Raw genomic sequence first — 20694 nt, 5'->3', positions numbered from 1 at the left:
CGTTCTGTAAAAATGACTATGCAGAGGGCCCCATCTAACCACCTCCAAGCCAAATATATACTATTATCTTACTTTATTAAAAAAGAGTCAGTCAAATGTCTAAACTTTAAATCTAACAATATTTTCTCGAATATTTAGATAAATAAAGGTTTTCGCATCAATTTTACGCCTTTTTTTGATCAATTAACTTGTATAAACAGCTTCTAATATATTAAAATGTTTTATAACTATAACGTGATGGTTGAGGAGGGATGCAGATGGGGCAGAGAAATATCGCATTGGCGAATTAGCAGCTGCTGCAGGCGTAACAAAACGGACTGTCGATTATTATACGAATCTCGGGCTGTTAACGCCTGACAGATCATGTTCAAACTACCGTTATTACGATGAAGCCGCTCTCAAACGGCTGAAGTTTATTATGGACTGCAAGCAGCAGAGATTGGCCCTGTCCGACATTAAAGTAAGGCTGGAAAACCAGTTTCCCTCTTCAACTGTGAATGATGATGAAATTGGAAGCCTGACAACGGAAATTGATCATGTCAATGACAATATTTCCGTGCTCATAAACAGATTGAAACGGTTGAATCCCGATGAACGGAAGATTCTGAAAAGCCGGCTTTCTCCTGAAAAAATGACGGTCATCCAGTCCTTTTTACTGCTGCTTTAGTTAATCTTTTACTAAACAGGAGGTGTTACCTTCATTCTCACGCTAGAGTGAAGGTCCTAATTGGAAATAGTTAATTTGGTTTTTGTTGCTGTATTAATTGCTTTAACAGCATTTTTCGTAGCGTCTGAGTTTGCGATTATCAGAATCAGAAGCTCGCGGGTTGATCAATTGATTGCTGAAGGAAACAAAACAGCGGTTTCGGTGAAAAAAGTCATTACGCATTTAGACGAATATTTATCGGCCTGTCAGCTCGGCATCACTTTGACGGCTCTCGGTCTCGGTTGGCTCGGGGAGCCGACAGTTGCCCGGCTGCTTGAACCGCTATTTGTGAAGTGGAACATTCCGAGCTCTGTATCACACATCGTTTCAGTCGTGATCGCCTTCAGCTTGATTACGTTTTTGCATGTGGTTGTCGGCGAGCTCGCTCCGAAGACGCTTGCGATCCAAAAAGCGGAAGCCGTTTCCTTCCTTTTTGCAAAACCGTTGATCTGGTTCTACCGCATCATGTTCCCATTCATCTGGGCGCTGAACGGATCGGCAAGGCTGCTGACGAAAGCGTTTGGCCTTGAAGCGGTTTCTGAAAATGAAATGGCGCACTCAGAGGAAGAGCTGCGAATTATTCTGTCAGAAAGCTACAAAAGCGGCGAAATCAATCAATCTGAGTTCAAATATGTCAACAAAATTTTTGAATTCGATGACCGTCTTGCCAAGGAAATCATGATCCCGAGAACAGAAGTCGTCAGCTTTCCAAATGATATGAAAATCGCCGAGATGATCGACATCACGAAGGTCGAAGGCTATACCCGCTATCCCGTCGAAGACGGAGATAAGGACAACATCGTCGGCGTCATCAATGTCAAGGAAATACTAACGGCCTGCATCAGCGGAGAATGCTCCAAAGAAGACACGATTGAACAGTTTATCAATCCGATCATTCATGTGATCGAGACTGTTCCGATCCACGATCTGCTTCTGAAAATGCAGAAAGAACGCGTTCATATGGCGATCCTTTCTGATGAATACGGCGGAACGGCCGGACTCGTGACGGTCGAAGACATCATTGAAGAAATCGTCGGCGAAATCCGTGACGAATTCGATATCGATGAAATTAATGAAATCCGCAAGATTGGCGAAAACCATTACATTCTCGACGGTAAAGTGCTCGTCAACCAAGTCAACGATCTGCTCGGCATTCAGCTCGACAATGAGGAAATTGACACGATCGGCGGATGGTTCCTGACGCAAAAATATGACGTACAAAAAGGCGACATGATCACAGATCAGGGATTTGAATTCACGATCAACGAAATCGACGGCCACCATGTTTCATACGTTGAGGTGAAAAAAGCTGCGGAAACGCCGCTGCTTGAAGAAGCGGAATAACATTGTGAACAAACCGGGGGATACAATGAATTTGTATCCTCTTTTTTTTGCGTTCAAAATATGTAACCACTTGATTACAGAGCAAAATTCAATTATCATGTAATCAAGTGATTACATTTCAGGAGGGACTTATGTCAGCACAATCTACAAAGGATCGATTAATCGAAGCGGCGCTTGCCCTTTTCAAAGAAAAAGGATATCAAGCCGCATCCACCAGGGAAATTGCCCAAAAAGCAGGCGTCAATCATTTGACCCTTTTTAGACACTTCGGAAATAAACAGAATTTATTTCGGGAAAGTGTTATTCAACATGTGTCATCGGGAGATTTTATTGGAGAACTTGAAGGAATACTGAGCGGCGATTTACGACAAGACCTCTCATTCATTGCGAAAGCATATCTAAAAGAAAACCTGGAAAAAGGTACTGTTTTTTTACTTTACTTTAATGATGCAGTACAGGATAAGGAAGTTTGCGAATTAATCATGGATATTCCCCGCCGTCTCAATCGCTTTTTAGAGACTTATTTTGCGAACCTCTATGCCGAAAAAAAAATTTCAGGCGGCAATTTTCAAATTTTAAGCCAAATGTTTTTCGGTTTGCTGAATCAATACATTATGTTTCAACATTTGCCCGCATTCAAGGAGTCGTTCGATGATCGTATTGATGACTATGTTGAGGAGTGCGTCGATTTATTTTATACAAAACTTGAAAAGGAAGTGCCGTCTTGATTACTCTGCAACCGGTTTTGCACATACCTGCAGTTTCCAAATGGGATGAAAAAATAAACCTGAAGATAAGCGGACTCCGACCGTTTGACATCATTGAAATCATCTTGACTGTGAAAGATGAAGCTGACGCAGAGTGGAGATCACATGCTGTTTTTCAAGCGAATCGATTGGGAGAAGTCGACCCTGCAGCAGCAGCCCCAATAAAAGGAACCTACCAGTCTAAAGATCAAATGGGGCTTTTTTGGTCAATGCAGGCGGTTGAATCCTCCTGCTCGTTCCATAAAAAATCGGTTAATTCCTCCGTTTACAGGATTGAGGTGAAGCAAAAAGAACGCACGATCCTGAGTAAAGAAATAAAACGAGTGCTGCTTTCTGAAACAGTAGAGAGACAGGAAGTAAGCGAAAATGGGTTGTCCGGCACATTTTTTCGTCCGCTTGCTGTCAACCGGCCTCCCGCAGTCATCGTATTAGGGGGATCTGACGGCGGTCTTGATGAAACAATGGCAGGCATGTTAGCAAATTACGGATATGCAACATTTGCAATCCCTTATTTTCAATACAAACAGCTTCCTAAAAAACTGGTTGAAATCCCGCTTGAATATTTCCGGAAAGCGATCGATTGGCTCGGACGCCAAGAAGGACTTCATCATCGTCAGATCGGAATATGCGGAAGGTCAAAAGGCGGCGAACTGGCGCTGCTGATAGGTTCCCATTTTCCTGAAATCCGTTTTGCGGTTTCTCATGTAGGCGGCGGGGTCGTCTTTCAAGGCGTTGGATTAAAAAAATTTCGGCAGACATCTTCCTGGAGTCTGGACGGCGCACCGCTCGCCTTTGCCCCGCTGCCATTGTTTTCGCTTTCTCAGCTGTGGAATATGGTGACACATAAGCTTACAAGACAGCCTCATGCTTTTACTGATCTTTACAAAAAAGCTTTACGGAAAGTGAAAGAGGATCATCCAGCAATTATAAAAGCGGAACATATTAATGGGCCTATTCTGTTAACTTCAGGTACGGATGATTTGGTATGGCCCTCCGCCTCTATGAACGAGAAAATCGTTGAACGGCTGAAAAAGAAGAGATTTCCCTATTCTGTTAAACATCTATATTTCGAAGATGCCGGCCATAATATCAGGCCTCCATACTTTCCGACATCCGGGCGGAAAAGCCGAAAAATAGCCTATGGGGGAAAAACTGAAGCCGATGCCATTGCAGCTCAAACATTTTGGCGGGAACTGCTTTTGTTTTTAGAAAAATCAACTGCCACAAACAACTAAAAAACCGCCTGGGGACAGGCGGTTTTCGCTTAGATAGCTCCCTTCGGGTTCGGCCCGTATTGATTTTCCTCTTTTACACTGTTTTGACAAAGCATGATCAGCAAAATAAATTGCCCAATGAGAGGGATCAGACCGATGCAGATCCAGCAGCCGCTTTTACCCGTATCATGCAATCTGCGGATCGTGACAGCCAAGCCCGGCACAAGAATGGCAAGCAAATAAACCATCCCTAAAAATGTCTCTATTTCATATTCCGGAAGATGCAGAATGGCTTTAAAAAAACCGTAGAGGACCAAAATCATGTATGAGAAAAAGCAAAACAGCCAAAATTCCTTTCGTCTCGCCCTTCCTGTAAATCCTGCATAGTTTTTTATTGCTTTCAAATACCATTTCATATATAAGCTCCTCACCAATAAATATCGTTCTAAAATACTGCCCAAAAAATTAAAAAACAGCTTCTGTGCGTGAGAAGCTGTTTTTCCTTGCGTATGTTTGAATTATAGCTGCTCCAGCTTTTTCTCTAAAGCTTTAATACTGTCATTCAAAGCCTCCGTCATCTTGACCAGCTTTTCTTTTGACGAATATTGAGCGAAATCTTCCTGATTGAGCGGTTCGCCGATGACCAGTTTCATTTTGCCTCTCTTGAAAAGCTCTTTTTCGTTGGAAGGACCGCTGTATGCGGCGGGCACAAGCGGCGCTTTTCCCATCTGGGCGATCGTGACAGCCCCTCTTTTCAATGGAACATCTTCAGATGATCTCGTTCCGCTTGGAAAAATGCCGACGATTTTTCCTTCTTTCAACAGCTTGATCGGAGTTTTGATGCTGCTTGGCCCGGGATTTTCCCTGTCGACGGGAAATGCGTTGATGCTTGAAAGAAAAGAACCGCTTAATTTATTTTCAAAAAGCTCTTTTTTCGCCATGTAATGAATTTCCATAGGCAAAATGCCGACACCCAGTGCGACGACATCCACCCATCCTGCATGTGTGCACGCAATAACGAAACCTGTGTCTTTAGGAAGATTTTCTTTATTGTATACTTTAATTCCGCCGCGCAAAGAAAGAATCGCTTTTGCAGCATAACCAGTAAATTTATACATATGGCACTTCCTTTATTGATGTAGTCGTATGAGGTTTCCCTTTATTATTATAACAATTTTTTTTATTACCTGGTACTAAAAAATGATTTTTCACAAAAAAAACCGGGGAATTTTCTCCCCGGTTTTCAGACTTTTTCTTTTGTCGGCGGCGCCATGAATTCAGGCCCGATCTGTTCTGAAATCGTATTGTCCAATATGTCGTCAATTGCTTTTTGATCACTTTCCGTTAAACTCCAGCCGGTGATTTCGCTGACGGGACGGATTTGATCAGGGCGTCTTGCCCCCCATAAAGCAATGCTTGCGCCAGGCTGATCAAGCACCCATCTTGCTGCCAGATGGAGAACCGATTTGCCGAACCGCTCGTTTGCAAACTCATCAAGTTTCCTGACGGCCTCAAGGTATTCTTTAAAGCGCGGCTTTTGAAACTTAGGGTCCCGCTTTCGAAGGTCGTCCCCTTTGAACGTGTAGTCCTCATTCATTTTTCCTGACAGGAGCCCCCTGCACAAGCTTCCGTATAATAGCGTTGTCAGCCCTTGATCTTGCGCATACGGAAGAATGTCTTGCTCGATTTCCCTTTCAAACATGTTGTACGGCGGCTGTATGGTATGAAGCGGCGCCGCAGCTCTGAATGTGTCCATCTGCTCCGGGGAAAAATTGCTGACGCCGACCGCTCTGATTTTCCCCGCATCATACAAGTCTTTCATCGCTTCCGCCGTTTCTTCGATCAGGACGAGCGGATCGGGCCAATGCACTTGATACAGGTCGATGTAATCCGTATTGAGCCTTTTCAGCGAATCGTCAACTTCCTTGATGATCCGCTCCCTCGATCCGTCGCGATACAGCTGTTCCTGCTTCCAATCAAGTCCTGATTTTGTCGCGAGAATGACTCGGTCGCGCTCTCCGTATTGCTGTACGGCTTTACCGACGATTTCTTCCGACTGCCCGAAACCGTATGCCGGAGCGGTATCAATCAGGTTGATTCCTTCATCAAGCGCAGCATGAATCGTCTGAATCGCTTCTTTTTCATCGCTTCCGCCCCACATAAAACCTCCGATGGCCCATGTTCCGAGACCGATGCGCGACGATTCGATCGATGTACCGGATATGTTGATGTATTCCATGCTCCTCTCCCTCCTGTTGTGAGTCTGATATCATATTTTCCCGGAAGCTTTTTTAAAAAAACGTGTTTTGACTAAAAACCATCTTACAGCGGGACACTTCATATGCCTATTGCATACGATGATCCCAATAAAGCTAATGAAGGGACCTAGAACAAATGCATCCAAATCAATACCCATATTATATTCCTTTTTCTTATAACCCGGTTTGGTTTCACGAATCAGACTATGCAGGCGCTTTTCGAACACCCGGCAGCGAAGAACGCATCGTATTAAGAGATTATGGACAAAAGCCGTTTGCCGCGAACATCAACGAAGCGGCAAAACAGAACAAAACGTTTCGGACCGCTTTATGGACAGGAAGGCATTTGCAAGTTACCCTGATGAGCCTCAACCCCGGCGAAGACATCGGATTGGAAATGCACCCTCATGTTGACCAGTTCCTTCGTATTGAACAAGGCAGGGGAATCGTGCAAATGGGGCCGAGCAAACATCATTTGCAATTTAAAAGAAATGTTTACGATGACACCGCTATCGTCGTCCCTGCCGGAACATGGCACAATCTCACCAATACAGGCAATACTCCGCTGAAACTCTATTCAATCTATGCTCCGCCCAACCACCCATTCGGCACCGTCCATCGAACGAAAGCCGATGCGCTGGCCGCAGAAGGCCGCCGCGGTCACGGCCAATATTTTTGACAGACGATAAAAACAGCTGATAATGAAGGATATCCTCTAATCAAATAGCCTTTTAGCATATAATAAAGATCTGATATGCTTAAAGGCTTATTTTGCTGCTGTGCTTTATATTTCGGCCGTTCAGTCGTTAAAATCGCCATGAAGATTAGTTTTTTTGAACGTGTTCAGTTATTATATAGGGTAGATGATTTTAAAGGTAAGAAATTGGAGGAAAAATGAGCCGTGGGCATATTTAGTGCAACTTCAAACCTTTCTTATGCGTTTATAACATAGAGGGGAGAAAAGGCAGTGACTATCGACGAAATTTACCAAATGTATATGAATGATGTTTACAGGTTCCTGCTCTCCATGACGAAAGATAAACATCTAGCAGAGGATTTGCTTCAGGAAACCTTTATGAGAGCTTACATACACATCCATTCTTACGACCACAGCAAAGTGAAGCCATGGCTTTTTCAAGTGGCACGCAATGCGTTTATCGACTATGTCAGAAAGCATAAAAAGGAAGTGACGATTTCTGACGACATGATCGGAAACCTGTTTCAAAACGCGGTGCAAAGCCCTGCTCACCAGGTCGAAATCAAGGAAGTGTTAACCTTATATATGAACCAGCTCCCCGATAACTACCGGGAAGCGCTTACGCTGTACTATTTAAAAGAATTGAACTACAAGGAAGCGTCAAGCTTGATGAATATCTCAGAGGCTAATTTTAAAAGTGTTTTATTTCGTGCCAGACAGCGGCTGAAAGCACTTTACAACAGAGGTGTTAACGATGAATGAAGATTTTAAAAAACGTTGGGAAAAATATAAAAACGGCGAACTTTCCGAATCGGAAATGCTCCGGGTCGAAGAAGAGCTTGAACAGCTTGAAGAATACCAGGACATGCTGGAACAGGAAATGAAAGACGAAGACTGGGATTTGGCGATCAGTCCTGAAAAGCAAAAAGCGATTTTAAGATACGGAAAAAATAAATCATATATGCGGATTTCCACCCTTGCTGTTATTTCTACGCTTATTATTCTGCCGATCTGCACACTCGGCAGCTATCTATACTACGGGTTGGGCGGGCATGAAAGCAAAGGGAATGAACTGGTGCAAACCGCTTCAATGACAGTTGCCGTCACAAACCCGAATATTCAAGTCGATACTGAAGCCCTTGTCAACAAAGTAAAACTCTTTGGAATCGAAACACAGTTCCCGTTAAAGAAGCAAATCGGAAACGTCACAAAAGTAGTTGGAAATGAAGAAGTGGAAATGTTCTTCGATCAGCTGAAGTCTCCGCAGATTCATCAATACAATCAGGAGCTTTCAAAAGAAGAACGTCATTTTGTCTACCCTGACGGCATCAAAGAAAAATCAGTGTCCAAAGCCGAGTCGATTTTAAAACAGCTGCCTGACGGAACCGTAACCGAAGCTTTCCTTTCCTTTGAAAAAGCATACCCGACAAAGGAGCTGTATGAAAAATTAAAAGGCTATGATGTTCGCGTTCTGTGGAATGCGATTGAAACAGAGGGCGATTTAAAAGAGCATCCATACGCAGAGCCGATCGGATTTCCCGGAAAAGATTCAAACCGGATTTTTGAAATTCAGCAACCTGCCGAAAACGATGACGAGCAGTTTAAAGCGGCGCTTTCCTACATGATCAAGAACAAGAAATGGGCTGAAACCATTTCAGGCAGGAAAGACCTGAAGCTTTCCAAACGGCTTGACTATGTGGAACAGAATGGTGTGAACGTGTATGGAGCCGTCATTACCGGACCGTCAAAAGAGGTTGAACGGCTGATCAAAAAAGGGCCTGTCAAAGCAGCTAAAGTAGGTGAGGTGGAATTATGGAACTGGTAAGAATCTTTAAGGAGCACAACGTATTTGGATGGGTGTCTGTCGGCACGGCCATTCTGTCCCTGTTCGTCTTAAACTTGGCCATTTTAAGCGACACGATCGCATATTCGTATAAGATGCTTCCTTTTGCGATGGCCGCCGTTCCGCTCGGAATTATCGAGCTGTTCATAAAAAAAGGACGGACCGGTCTCGGATTTCTCGGCGTCGTCCTGAACATTTTCATTCTCGTTTGCGTATGGACCATCGTCTCCATCGATACGAATCTGCAGCTCGGCTTTTAATAACTCCCCGGTTATACCGGGGAGTTTTTCATTTCAGAGCCTTGCGAAATAGGTAGCTCGCTTTTTCATACCCCATTTTCTCTTCGTAAAAACGGTGAGCGTCTGCCCGCTGTAAGCCTGAGGATAAAGCGATTGAAGCCAATCCGTTCCCTTTGGCCCACTCTTCACCAGCGCCTAAAAGCTTCTTTCCATAGCCTTTTGAACGGTGTTTTTCACACGTCACCAGGTCCGCTACCCAAACATGCCGGCCTTGGTTCAAAGAAACCCTCGGCAAAAAGCCGGCCAAAGCCACCGGAATATCACCGTCGTACAGCGCAAATAATGTGTAGCTTTCAGCCTCCCGAGCTTCTTTGACGAGCTCCAAAAAAGACGTTTCATCCAAATGGGGGCGGAGCTGTCTCATAATCGGATAGACTTCCTTGAGCTCTGTTTCACAATGCAATTCCCTACAATCGAGCAACATCGTCATTCCCTTCTGTTGGTTATGAAACTACTTTAACCCGGAAACTGACCTTTTTAAAATGGCCAGTTTTGATAAAATAAAACATACCAGATGAATTGAAAGGGATGATTGAATGGATATAACCCCCTTTTTAAGCCGCAGCGGCAGCGAGCCGCTTTATCAGCAGCTGTACGCGTTTTTCAAACGAAGCATTCATTCGGGGTACATAAAGCCTGGAACAAAGCTTCCCTCCAAACGAATGCTTGCCAAACATTTAAATATCAGCCTGACAACCGTTGAACACGCGTATGAACAGCTGGCTGCAGAAGGATATCTGCTCAGCAAGCCTAGAAAGGGCTGGTATGCGGCCGAAGCGGAAGGAGACTTTGCACAGGCTGCACCTCCTCCTGCCGAAAAAGAAATGGAAGAACATGAGACGGCGGCGGACATGATCGATTTTCACCACGGCCATGTAGACCTCACGTCATTTCCCGTTTCCCTATGGAAAAAAACGCTCGCCAAAACCTTTGATGAATCAGGGCACGGACTTTTTCAAAGCGGCCCCACGGCCGGAGATCTTCCGCTGCGGAAAATGATTGCGGTTTACCTCAGAGAATCGCGCGGCGTGGTCTGTTCACCCGAGCAAATCATTATCGGAGCCGGCACACCGGTTTTACTGCAGTTGCTGTGCCATCTGTTTCCTAAAGGCACAACCGCCGGATTTGAAAATCCCGGATTTCATCGATCGAAAACGGTCCTGAAAACCGGCGGCTTCAATGTGGTGCCAATTGCAGTCGACGAGAGCGGGATTTCCGTGCAAGACCTTGAACAATATCAGCCGCAGCTCGCATACACCACCCCGTCCCATCAGTTTCCGCTCGGAATGATCATGCCGATCGGCCGCAGGCTGCAGTTGCTTGACTGGGCAGCATCGACCGGAGCTTATATCATCGAAGACGATTATGACGGGGAATTCCGCTATGCGGGACAGCCGATTCCTTCCCTTCAGGGACTCGACCGGAACCACCGGGTCATCTATTTAGGGACTTTTTCAAAATCGCTGATTCCCTCCCTCAGGATCAGCTATATGGTTCTCCCCTTTCCGCTCGTCAAAGAGGGGCTCAACATGGCATCCTTATTTAAACAAACGGTTTCCCGCCATGTACAGCATGCCATTGCTTTTTTTATGAAAAACGGGGATTATCAAAGGCACTTGAACCGAATGAGAACACTCTACCGAAAAAAGCGAAAAACGCTCCTTGATGCCATCAAGCGTGAATTTGGCGATCATGCCGCAGTCAGAGGAGAGAACGCCGGCCTTCACATCATCCTTGAGGTGAAAGACGCCCCGAGCGAAGAGTGGCTGACCCGGAAAGCGCTGGAAAAAGGGGTCAAAGTATATCCAGCCTCAGTCTCGTATGTGACTCCTCCTGAAACCCACGCGGTGCTCCTCGGGTTTGGCGGACTTTCTGAAAAAAGCATCGCAGACGGCATCAAAAAGCTGAAGACAGCATGGTTGAACGGTGGACAGTCTCGGGAATGATCCTGCACAATCGGGCACGGAAAGTCGGATGTGGGGATTCTGCTCCTGCTATTCTTGTAAACATAGGAGGTCATCAAATGGATTTGCTGAAGAACATGAATCAAGCCATGGCGTATATTGAAGAACACTTGGCGGACAGTATCGACTTTCAAACGCTTGCGAAGCTTTCTTACTGCTCTGAATATCATTTTAAAAGGATGTTTTCTTTTCTTGCCGGGGTTTCGCTGTCCGAATACATCCGCCGCAGGCGGCTTACCCTTGCAGCGTTTGAACTGAAGAACACGAATCGAAAAGTGATCGATATTGCGGTGAAATACGGCTATCACTCGCCGGATGCTTTTACGCGCGCATTTCAAAAGCTGCACGGCATTACACCGACAGAGGCCAGACACGATATCAGCACACTGAAAGCATATCCTCCGATGACCTTCCAGCTTACAATTAGAGGAGGAAACGAAATGAATTACCGAATTGTTGAGAAGAAGGCATTTCGGATCGTCGGAATCAAAAAAAGGGTCCCTGTCGTCTTTCACGGAATCAATCCGGAAATCGCCTCGATGTGGAAAGCTTTAAGCAGTGAAAACATCGCTGAATTAAAGGAGCTGTCAAATGTCGAGCCGCTTGGACTGATTCAAGCATCAGGGAACTTTTCCGAAGGCCGGATGGAAGAGCAGGGAGAACTTGACCATTATATCGGTGCAGCGACTACGAAGGAATGCCCGGACCGATATGAACAGCTTGAAGTTCCCGCCTCGACATGGGCTGTCTTTGAAGCGGCCGGTCCGTTTCCGGACACCCTTCAAAATGTCTGGGGACGCATTTATGCTGAATGGTTCCCGGCTTCACATTACGAGCAAACGAAAGGGCCGGAAATCCTCTGGAATCAGGATCAGGATATCAGCTCCCCAACGTTTAAAAGCGAAATATGGATACCGGTTCAAAAAAGAACCGCATATAAAGACTAAAGAAAGAACGGGAGGTTTAACCCTCCCGTTTAAATTTTATCCGGCTGCTACATCGGACGGTTCAACATGCGCTTTTAAAAAGGCGATATAATGGTCAATTGTATCAACCGTCGTGTAAGGCGAGACACTGTAGAATTTCTGGACATAAAGCGGCACGGGCAAACGGCTGTCAGCAGGATAAACGTATGTTTGCTTTTTCGTGCTGCCAAAATAGGTGTGACTGCGGTGCCTTCCCAATGTTTCGGCGATTTTTTCATTGAATTTGTTAATATTCCGCACTTCTTCCTCCGTGATGGCGCCGCTGATTTCTTCGTGATAGCGGACATTTCCCGGATAGAAGCGGAATGTCGTTACAGGTGATACATCATTGGTGACGGCTGCATTCGGAAAAGCCTGCAGGAGTTTTTTTCGAAATGCCAGGTTAACTCTGATGTAATTGGCCAAGATCTCCTGGTAGCCTTCGATTCCGAATGCGAGCAGAGAAGCATAAATCGGTATGCTGCTTCCCATTCGCGAACACTCTAGCGTATAGCTCGTATGATAGCTGCCAAACCCTCTGTTACCGACATAAGGCGTCTCATCCGGATCCAAATCAACGACTTTCAGTGCCTCACGGTTTTTCACCAAGAAAAGGCTTGTGATATACGGCGTTTGTCCAAGTTTATGAAAATCAAAGACCAAGCTGTCCGCCAGGTGCAAATGCTGAAAATGTTTTTTGTAGCGGGCAAGCGTCTCAAGCACCTCATCTTCAAGATGAAGCGGGTTTCCGATGAAATCGTATCCGTTAAAAAAACCGTACATCCCGCCCATCGCCGTATCGGCATGAATATAGACAGGAGGCAAACCGTAGGCGGCCTCTATTTCCTCAGTCACTTTTTTGATACCGGCCAAATCATCGATGCCAAATGAGTCGGTTGTGCCAAGCGTTGCCAATACATAGATCGGATGTCCGCCTTTTTCAATCACGGCTTGCATTTTTTCCCGCAAATCGGCCAGATCCATCGAATGATCGCGATTCGTCTTGACCTTGATCAAATGGTCCGTCCCGATTCCGGAAGCTTCCATCGATTTGTAAAGACTGAAATGCGAAAGCTCTGAACAGAACGCGTACAGGTGATGCGGCGTTCCTTGCTGATTCGCTTCAGGATACGCGCTTGCGATCGCCAGCCTGAGCGACTGAAAAACAGCTCCCTGCCCGCCCCATGTGGTAAAACCGCCGCTCTTGTGCCTGTCATAGCCGACAATGTCCGAAAGCATCGCCGTGATCTGCACTTCCGTCCTTGCTGCAGCCGTGCCGTCTACATCCCATAAATTGTTTCCGTTTAAAAGAACCATTAAAAGATTCCCGGCGATGCTGGCGGTGTTCGGCAAAGGTGTCGCGTTGGCCACATAATGCCTGTTTAAAAAACGGTGGCCGTCAAGCAATTTCAATAGCTCTTCAACGCTTTTTTCCGCCCCGAAGCCTTTTTCCGGCAAGGCGGCCTCTTCAATGACGCTTTGATAGTAGTCAGAGGAAACTTCAGACTCGCGGCCAAGCGTCATCCGGGCGGGATCCTTCAGCCTGTCCATTCCGGCCAATACCGCTTCAAGCAATGCCAGCAGCTGATACCGCGCCTCGTGATTGCCATCCTCGCTCGGAAACATCTGTTGAAAGTCTAACACCATATTCACCCATCTCCTGATCTTTTAAAATGAAAACACTCCGATTAAATTTAAAAAGACAAGTACAATTGCAAGCGGCACAAGGAAACGGAGAAGATAAAACCACACGATAAAAAAGCCTTTCCCCGCTTTTGATCCGCTCTTCATTTCTTCATATAGATCGTGTTTGGACAATTTCAGCGGAATAAAAATCGAAATAAAAAGCGCGCCAAGCGGCAGCAAAATATTGCTGACGACATAATCCGCCGCATCAAAAAACGTCTTCTTAAAAATGAACGGCTCATCGAGCACTCCGTAAGACAAGCAGGAAGGAATGCCGACGGCAAAAATCAAAAGGCCGATCGCCCACGTCCATTTTCCCCTTTTTGTTTGATCGCCTTTTGTAATAGCGGCAACAATGATCTCAATCATCGAAAAAGCCGAAGTCAGCGCAGCAAATAAAAAGGCCGTCAAAAATCCGATAAAAAACAGCATCCCGAATGGAAGCCGGTCAAAAACTGCCGGCAGAACCGTAAATAATAAAGTCGGACCCTGATCGGGCTGAAGCCCAAATGAAAAGACGGCCGGAAAAATCGCCAAACCGGCAAGCAGCGTGACGGCAAGGTTCATGATCACGATCGAGACCGCCGACTTCGGAAGGTTTTGTGACTTTGACAAATAGGAGCTGTACGTTACCATCACAGATACGCCAAGCGTCAACGTAAAGAAAGCTTGTCCGAGCGCAAAAAGAATCGCCTGCGGCGTCAGGCTGCCAAAATCGGGCACAAGCAGAAAACGCACGCCGTCGATCGCATGCTCAAGCGTCAGAGCCCTTAAAACGAGCGCAATAAATAAAATAAATAATAGCGGCATCATAATCGAACTGACGCGCTCGATTCCTTTTTGCACACCCTTCGCCACGACGAGGATCGTCATGATGATAAACGCAAGCTGCGCTGCCAGTGTCTGCAGCGGATCTTGGATGATCGAACCGAAGAGCTCCCCGTATCCGTCCTGCGTGAGACCCGACAATGAACCGGTTACTGCTTTGATGATATAAAGCAAAATCCAGCCGCCGATCACACTGTAAAACGACAGAACAAGGAAGCAGGCGGCGATTCCGATCCAGCCTGTGATCACCCAAGGCGTCCCCGGCGCTATTTTTTGATAGGTGCCGATAGCATCCGATTGGCTTTTTCGGCCTAATATAAATTCCCCCAAAAGCAAGGGGTATCCCAGCAGGATCGTAAATAGGACAAATACAAGGAAAAATGCGCCTCCTCCGCTCGTTCCAGCCACATAGGGAAACTTCCAAATCGCCCCCAGGCCGATGGCGGATCCCCCTGCAGCGAGAACAAATCCAAGTTTGGATGCCCATTTTGCTGTCATTCTGCGATCGCTCATTCATACACATCCTTTCTCTTTCTGTTTCTATTATCTCTTACGGGGCAGCTTTTTTGAAAGTGATCTTTCAAATTCTTATTTTTCCGAAAAAATAAACAGAAAAAACCGACTGCCTTACAATAGCAGCCGGTTGAAAGGTTATGTCGTCACATATCTTCCGCCGTTGATGTGGATCGTCTGTCCTGTCATATAAGAAGAATCGTCTGAAGCGAGCAGAACATATACCGCAGCGTGTTCAGAAGGCTGTCCGGGCCTTCCCATCGGCGTATTTGTACCGTGTTTTTCCGTTTTTTCCGGCGAAAAAGTAGCCGGAATGAGCGGCGTCCAAATGGGCCCCGGCGCTACCGCGTTGACGCGTATTCCTTTTTTGACAAGGGATGCAGCCATCGAACGGGTAAACGCGACAATCGCACCCTTTGTGCTCGAATAGTCAATCAGCGCCGGACTGCCCTCATAAGCTGTGATCGATGCGGTATTGATAATCGCGCTTCCTTCCCCTAAATGCGGGAGCGCGGCTTTTGTCATGTGAAACATGGAGAAAATATTCGTTCTGAACGTTTGTTCAAGCTGTTCGGTCGAAATATCTTCGATCCCTTTTTGCGGATGCTGTTCGGCAGCGTTGTTGACAAGAATGTCGAGTCCGCCAAAGTGATTCACCGCTTTTTCGACAGATGTTTTGCAATGTGCTTCATCCCCGACATCTCCGGGAATCAAGAGGCATTTTGCGCCTTCCTGTTCGATTCGTTCTTTCGTTTCCTCGGCATCCTTGTGTTCGTCCAAGTACATGACGGCAATGTCGGCACCTTCTTTGGCGTATGCAATGGCGGCCGCTCTGCCGATTCCGCTGTCTCCTCCGGTAATAATGGCGGTTTTTCCTTTTAATTTGCCGCTTCCTTTGTAGTCGCGATCTTCCGAGAGCGGAAGGGGCACCATCTTGTGCTCAGCCCCGGGTTGTTTTTCTTGTTTTTGCGCTTTCTGTCCATCCGTCTGTCTGTTTGCCGGATTCATTCGTCTCACCTCTTCACCATTGTTTAGTGCACAGTTACCACGATTCCGGCATCCTTAAACGCAAGAACTCAGCGAGACATGTTTACTGGTCAGACAGAGGCACGCGGATGAGCCGGTCATCTGTCTGTTTTTTTTCGCCTCTTCCGTCGCCATTGTTCGTAATGAAATACAGATCATCTCCGATTACTTTTACATCTCTGATTCTGCCGTATCCGCCAAGCCATTTGACCGCTTTGGCTTCCTCAGGATCGACCCGGAAAACCCCCTCTCCCCGCAGCCCGGCCATATAGAGGACATCCCCTTTCTGCGCTAAACCGGATGGGGCCCACGTTTTTTCTCCCGAATGGACGAGCGGCGCTTTCATTCCCCGCTTCTCATCGCTTCCCTCAATCACCGGCCAGCCATAATTGGCTCCGGGTTCAATTTTGTTCACTTCATCATGTCCAGACTGCCCGTGTTCGGAGCTGTAAAGCTGCCGGCCGATCCATGCGAGGCCTTGCGGATTCCGGTGTCCAAAGCTGTATACATAAGACGAGCGAAAAGGCTGATCAGCAGGGACCGCACCATCAAGCTCCATCCTTAAAATCACCCCCGCCAGCTTTTCAGGCTGCTGGGCCCATTCCCTTTCCCCCGCATCACCTGTCGTGATGTACAGCTTTTGATCGGGCCCGATCGCCATCCGGCCGCCGTTATGAATCACGCCTCCTGGCAAATCGGCAAGCAGCTCCTCCGTTTCCGTCCAAGTAAGACGGTCAAGCGTCAATTTTACGATCCGGTTTTTCAGATGGCTCCCGTCTTTGTATGTATGGTAAACGTATGCCTCCTGATTGTTTTTAAAATCAGGATGGAGCACAAATCCGAGCAGCCCGCCTTCCCCTTCTTGATGAACGGGCTTTTTCAGCTGAAGCTGCATGCGCTCCTTTTTGCCTTCGGCAATGGATACGATTCCCCCGTTTCTTTCGGTAATGAAAAAAATCCCGCCAGTGTGAGCGATCGTCCAAGGTACATCCAAGCGCTCTGCGATGACCTCGGCGCCGCTTCCGCCTTCTTTTGTCGCCGCCGCTTCATTTTCAGCATCAAAATCCCGGCCTTCCGAGCATGCACTCAGAAAAAACAGCATGATCAACATCAGGAATCCTTTTTTCATCGTCTCCCCCTTAAAGGATTTTCTTGATGAATACATTCAAGAACACCGGCATAATTCCCTACTTAAACATACAAAAATCTATTAAAAAACACGCCCTTCGCTGAGAAGGCGTGTGTCCGCATTACTGAGAAACCAATTCCCCGATATATTTAGCCGACGGCCTGAAAATCATGTTGTTATCAGCCTGCTCCAGCACATGGGCGCACCAGCCGACCATTCTCGCTGCCGAAAAAGTAGGGGTAAACAATGCGGCATCAAAATCGATCGCCTTCATGACAGCCGCTGCGTAAAATTCGACATTCGTATAAAGCTTGCGCCCCGGTTTGTATTCTTCCAAAAGGCGGATCGCCGTATTTTCAACATGAAGAGCAAGGTCGATATCCCGGTCGCCCCCGGCAATTTCCTCAGCTTTCACCCTTAAAGCCTTCGCTCTCGGATCATGCGTTTTATAGATGCGGTGTCCAAATCCCATCAGTCTCTCGCCTTTTTCAAGCTTCTCTCTTATATAGCTTTCTGCGTGCTGTTTTTCCCCGATGCCTTCCAGCATATCGGTAACCGCTGACGGCGCTCCGCCGTGCAAAGGTCCTTTCATTGTGCCAAGTGCAGATGTGACGGCAGAAACAAGATCGGATTCCGTAGACACCGTAACCCTTGCCGAAAAGGTTGAAGCGTTCATGCCGTGTTCCATCGCAAGAATCATGTACGTTTCGAGCGCTTTTTTCTGAGCTTCTGTCGGGCGCTTTCCTTTCAGCATGTAAAAATAATGTTCCACAAAGCCAAGCTCATCCAGCGGCTGAACAGGCTCTTTGCCATCAGTCAGCCTTTTTCTGAAGGCGATAATCGACGGGGCGGCTGCTATCAGTCTGAGAGCCTGCTCCATTGTCGGCTTGAACGCAAACGATTTATCCCCGAATGAAGAAACGGCCGTGCGAAGAACCGCCATATCGTCTAATTCGGCAGGAAGGCTTCGGATCAATCGCTCGCATGCTTCTGGCAGCACACGGAATGAAGCGAGCATCTCATTGAATTGGCTGAGTTCCGCTTCCGTCGGAAATGACCCGTTGAGTATCAGATAAGCGACTTCTTCAAATGTGGATGTAAGCGCCAGTTCATCAGCATTGTACCCTCTGTAGATCAGCTTTCCCTCTTCACCGTCAATGCGGCTGATGGCTGTTTCAACACAAGTAATCCCTTTTAATCCATGATAAACCATATCAATTCCTCCTTTTTCCTTTGTAAATATCATTATAGTTGATATAATATTTAAAAAATATTGAATTATATTGATGTCTTTGATTAACAAAATTAATCAGGAGGACTGCAATGGATTTTAAATGGCTTCATACCTTTGTTACTGCCGCAAAATACGAAAATTTCAGAAAGACGGCGGAAACCTTATTTATTTCTCAGCCGACCGTCACCGTTCAAATTAAACTGCTTGAGGAAGAACTCGGGTGCCAGCTGTTCACCCGCAAAGGAAGAAGCATTCATTTAACGAAAGAAGGCCGCGCTTACCTTCCTTTCGCCCTTCGCCTGCTGGAAGACTATGAATCGAGCATGGCAGAGCTTCACAGAATCAGACAGGGCTATTCGCAGACATTGAATCTAGCGGTTTCACCGCTTATCGCCGATACGATTCTCCCATTTGTATTAAAAAAATACACAGCGCTGCATCCGAATTCGGAGATCAAAGTAAAGATCGCCGAATCAGCTGAAATCGCTCCCCTGATTTCAGCCGGCCATGCAGATATCGGATTAAGCTGCTTAAACGTGCAATCGTCAAACCTGAACTGCTATTCCATGTACAGCGATCCCGTGATTTTGGTTGCCCCTCATGACGGCCGCGATTCAGAACAAGCGCCGCCGCTCGATGTCGAAGATTTGCTTGAAGAATATTTGCTGTTGACCCATAATCACCCCGAATACTGGGACGACCTCGTCAGGCAGCTGAGGATCAAATTTCCGTTTGTCAGAACAATGCTCGTAAGCCAAACGCATATTACGAAACGATTTATTTCAGAAGGACTCGGTATATCATTTTTGCCGCTGTCGACTGTGCGCCGCGAGCTGATGGAAGGAAGATTAATAGAGGTGCCGTGCGATTTCATGAAGCTTCCTGTTGCAGGGGGATATGCAATTAGTCTGAAAGATAATGAGAAGGTCGAACACTTTTTAGCGTTTTTAGCCGAGTTCCGTTTCTAAACGGAAAAAAAACCCGTTCATCATGATGAACGGGCTTGTCCCTGCAACATTAGAAGCGTTTTGCTCCAAGATAGCGGGGCTTCCAATAGCTGTTTGTCATATCGCTGATCGTTACGCCGTCAGAACCGGCATGAACGAATTGATTGTTTCCGATGTAAACCCCCATATGCGAAGGTCCCGGCTGATATGTCGTGAAGAATACGAAATCACCTACTGCAGGGCTTGATACGCTCTTCATCGAATTCCAGTAACCGGCTGTGTTCGTTCTCGCCACATTTGTCTGTTTATTGAGGATGTACCAGACAAATCCGCTGCAGTCAAATCCTGATGTAGATGTTCCGCCCCATTTATAAGGCGTTCCGATAAGGGCTTTTGCATCTGAAACAAGCTTTGACGTATTCAGCGCTGAAGAGGTTTGCGCAGGTGCCTTACTTGTTTTGCTTGTCCCGCTTGAAGAAGAAGGCTTTGTCGTTGATGCAGCTTTTACGCTTTTCGTCCCTTTAACTTTTAATACTTGTCCGATCCGGATTAAATCTGTTTTTAAACCATTCAGAGACTTCAGTTCATTGACGGTCATGCCGTATGACCGAGAAATTTTCCAAAGGCTGTCTCCTTTGACCACTTTATGCGTAGCTGATGAAGCTTGCGACACTTTTGCAGACGATGAGCTGCTTCCATTGATCGACAACCTCTGCCCTATGTAAATGATATCGGATTTCAGCTTGTTTTCCTGTTTAATCTTGCTGATACTTGTACCGTACTTCTTCGAAAATCCCCATAACGTATCCCCTTTTTTCACCGTTATGGTTTGCGCGGAAGCCGCTCCCGCAAATAAAGTCGATCCTAAAACAACCGCTGATGCTGCTGTTATTACTTGTTTTTTCATGTTGTCCTCCCACTAGCAGAATTCTTTATATTTTTAAAGGCGAAAATTAGCAGTTTCATGATTTTTGAGAACGGCTGCTTCAGCCTTCCTCTGTTTCTATTATAAGGAGGGGTTTCCATCAGGTATAGTCTTGACTTACTAAGTCAAATTCCTTAATTATTCGTTTTAAAAAAAAGTTTTTAAGGGTCGATAATATTTCATTTACATTTCAAAGGTAACTTAAATACTACATTTTCGCACTTTCCTGCAGCCAAAATTACAATACTAGAAAGAGTGTTAAATACTTTATTTTACATTTTTATTATTAACTCGTAAAACTGCATAGTGACGGACGTTGCTGCGCTTTAAAATAAAAAAGGCTGCCCGA

General features: G+C 46.2%; 21 protein-coding genes. 11 read left to right on the top strand and 10 right to left on the bottom strand.

Annotated features, from left to right (window positions below):
- Window positions 1–241: 241 nt before the first annotated feature.
- The 4 genes from M1D59_RS05320 (at window position 242) to M1D59_RS05305 (ending at window position 4052) form a co-directional block, all read left to right on the top strand.
- Window positions 242–667 (top strand): MerR family transcriptional regulator, encoded by a 426-nt coding sequence (locus M1D59_RS05320; RefSeq protein ID WP_020450745.1) that lies wholly within the window; start codon window positions 242–244, stop codon window positions 665–667.
- 60 nt (window positions 668–727) lie between these two features.
- Window positions 728–2050: a hemolysin family protein gene (locus M1D59_RS05315; protein WP_020450744.1), complete on the top strand. Its 1323-nt coding sequence runs from the start codon at window positions 728–730 to the stop codon at window positions 2048–2050.
- A gap of 131 nt (window positions 2051–2181) precedes the next feature.
- Window positions 2182–2778, top strand: a complete 597-nt coding sequence (locus tag M1D59_RS05310; protein WP_458117856.1) for a TetR/AcrR family transcriptional regulator — start codon at window positions 2182–2184, stop codon at window positions 2776–2778.
- On the top strand, window positions 2775–4052 hold the full coding sequence (locus M1D59_RS05305; RefSeq protein ID WP_095289900.1) for an acyl-CoA thioesterase/bile acid-CoA:amino acid N-acyltransferase family protein: 1278 nt from the start codon (window positions 2775–2777) through the stop codon (window positions 4050–4052). Before M1D59_RS05310 ends, M1D59_RS05305 begins: the two co-directional genes overlap by 4 nt.
- 29 nt (window positions 4053–4081) lie before the next feature.
- Here the strand turns inward: M1D59_RS05305 and M1D59_RS05300 are convergent, their stop codons facing one another.
- The 3 genes from M1D59_RS05300 to M1D59_RS05290 all read right to left on the bottom strand — a co-directional run bounded on the left by M1D59_RS05300 (window position 4082) and on the right by M1D59_RS05290 (window position 6270).
- Entirely contained in the window at window positions 4082–4447 is a 366-nt protein-coding gene (locus M1D59_RS05300) for a DUF805 domain-containing protein (RefSeq protein ID WP_020450741.1), read from the bottom strand.
- A 102-nt stretch (window positions 4448–4549) separates the two neighbouring features.
- Window positions 4550–5149: a lysophospholipid acyltransferase family protein gene (locus M1D59_RS05295; protein ID WP_026579982.1), complete on the bottom strand. Its 600-nt coding sequence runs from the start codon at window positions 5147–5149 to the stop codon at window positions 4550–4552.
- 125 nt (window positions 5150–5274) lie between these two features.
- Window positions 5275–6270 carry an aldo/keto reductase gene (locus M1D59_RS05290; RefSeq protein WP_106070790.1) on the bottom strand — a complete coding sequence of 332 codons (996 nt, stop codon included), beginning with the start codon at window positions 6268–6270 and terminating at the stop codon, window positions 5275–5277.
- Window positions 6271–6425: 155 nt separating this feature from the next.
- On the opposite strand from M1D59_RS05290, the gene M1D59_RS05285 reads away from it, so the two are divergent.
- The 4 genes from M1D59_RS05285 to M1D59_RS05270 all read left to right on the top strand — a co-directional run bounded on the left by M1D59_RS05285 (window position 6426) and on the right by M1D59_RS05270 (window position 9089).
- Window positions 6426–6968 (top strand): cupin domain-containing protein, encoded by a 543-nt coding sequence (locus M1D59_RS05285; RefSeq protein WP_101560649.1) that lies wholly within the window; start codon window positions 6426–6428, stop codon window positions 6966–6968.
- A gap of 288 nt (window positions 6969–7256) precedes the next feature.
- Window positions 7257–7748 (top strand): RNA polymerase sigma factor SigM, encoded by a 492-nt coding sequence (gene sigM, locus M1D59_RS05280; RefSeq protein WP_011197692.1) that lies wholly within the window; start codon window positions 7257–7259, stop codon window positions 7746–7748.
- Window positions 7741–8811: an anti-sigma factor gene (locus M1D59_RS05275; RefSeq protein ID WP_039072559.1), complete on the top strand. Its 1071-nt coding sequence runs from the start codon at window positions 7741–7743 to the stop codon at window positions 8809–8811. Before sigM ends, M1D59_RS05275 begins: the two co-directional genes overlap by 8 nt.
- Window positions 8799–9089, top strand: a complete 291-nt coding sequence (locus M1D59_RS05270) for a hypothetical protein (protein ID WP_003180123.1) — start codon at window positions 8799–8801, stop codon at window positions 9087–9089. Before M1D59_RS05275 ends, M1D59_RS05270 begins: the two co-directional genes overlap by 13 nt.
- 28 nt (window positions 9090–9117) lie before the next feature.
- On the opposite strand, the gene M1D59_RS05265 is transcribed toward M1D59_RS05270, so the two are convergent.
- Complete coding sequence (locus tag M1D59_RS05265; protein WP_458117855.1) at window positions 9118–9552, bottom strand: GNAT family N-acetyltransferase; 435 nt, start codon at window positions 9550–9552, stop codon at window positions 9118–9120.
- A 112-nt stretch (window positions 9553–9664) separates the two neighbouring features.
- On the opposite strand from M1D59_RS05265, the gene pdxR reads away from it, so the two are divergent.
- Both pdxR and M1D59_RS05255 read left to right on the top strand, forming a co-directional pair.
- Window positions 9665–11074, top strand: a complete 1410-nt coding sequence (gene pdxR / locus M1D59_RS05260) for a MocR-like pyridoxine biosynthesis transcription factor PdxR (protein WP_458117854.1) — start codon at window positions 9665–9667, stop codon at window positions 11072–11074.
- Window positions 11075–11151: 77 nt separating this feature from the next.
- Window positions 11152–12039, top strand: coding sequence for an AraC family transcriptional regulator (locus tag M1D59_RS05255; RefSeq protein ID WP_458117853.1), 888 nt, complete (start codon window positions 11152–11154; stop codon window positions 12037–12039).
- A 36-nt stretch (window positions 12040–12075) separates the two neighbouring features.
- Here M1D59_RS05255 and M1D59_RS05250 read toward each other — a convergent pair whose 3' ends face one another.
- The 5 genes from M1D59_RS05250 to M1D59_RS05230 form a co-directional block, all read right to left on the bottom strand.
- On the bottom strand, window positions 12076–13704 hold the full coding sequence (locus tag M1D59_RS05250; protein ID WP_020450729.1) for a pyridoxal phosphate-dependent decarboxylase family protein: 1629 nt from the start codon (window positions 13702–13704) through the stop codon (window positions 12076–12078).
- Window positions 13705–13725: 21 nt separating this feature from the next.
- Window positions 13726–15084 (bottom strand): sodium-dependent transporter, encoded by a 1359-nt coding sequence (locus M1D59_RS05245; RefSeq protein ID WP_020450728.1) that lies wholly within the window; start codon window positions 15082–15084, stop codon window positions 13726–13728.
- 138 nt (window positions 15085–15222) lie between these two features.
- Window positions 15223–16092, bottom strand: coding sequence for an SDR family oxidoreductase (locus M1D59_RS05240; RefSeq protein ID WP_020450727.1), 870 nt, complete (start codon window positions 16090–16092; stop codon window positions 15223–15225).
- A gap of 82 nt (window positions 16093–16174) precedes the next feature.
- The gene (locus M1D59_RS05235; RefSeq protein WP_458117852.1) at window positions 16175–17239 is read right to left on the bottom strand and encodes a PQQ-dependent sugar dehydrogenase; all 1065 of its coding nucleotides are present in this window, start codon (window positions 17237–17239) and stop codon (window positions 16175–16177) included.
- Window positions 17240–17360: 121 nt separating this feature from the next.
- Window positions 17361–18452: a citrate synthase/methylcitrate synthase gene (locus tag M1D59_RS05230; protein ID WP_458117851.1), complete on the bottom strand. Its 1092-nt coding sequence runs from the start codon at window positions 18450–18452 to the stop codon at window positions 17361–17363.
- A gap of 110 nt (window positions 18453–18562) precedes the next feature.
- Between M1D59_RS05230 and M1D59_RS05225 the strand changes: the two genes are divergently transcribed.
- Window positions 18563–19441 (top strand): LysR family transcriptional regulator, encoded by an 879-nt coding sequence (locus M1D59_RS05225; RefSeq protein WP_025811806.1) that lies wholly within the window; start codon window positions 18563–18565, stop codon window positions 19439–19441.
- Window positions 19442–19490: 49 nt separating this feature from the next.
- On the opposite strand, the gene M1D59_RS05220 is transcribed toward M1D59_RS05225, so the two are convergent.
- Window positions 19491–20327, bottom strand: coding sequence for a C40 family peptidase (locus tag M1D59_RS05220; protein WP_095289879.1), 837 nt, complete (start codon window positions 20325–20327; stop codon window positions 19491–19493).
- Window positions 20328–20694 lie beyond the last annotated feature (367 nt).

Source organism: Bacillus sp. PK6-026 (genome assembly GCF_054161455.1).
The sequence above is the reverse complement of the archived record's forward strand: the minus strand, read 5'-3'. Positions and strand labels throughout refer to the sequence as shown.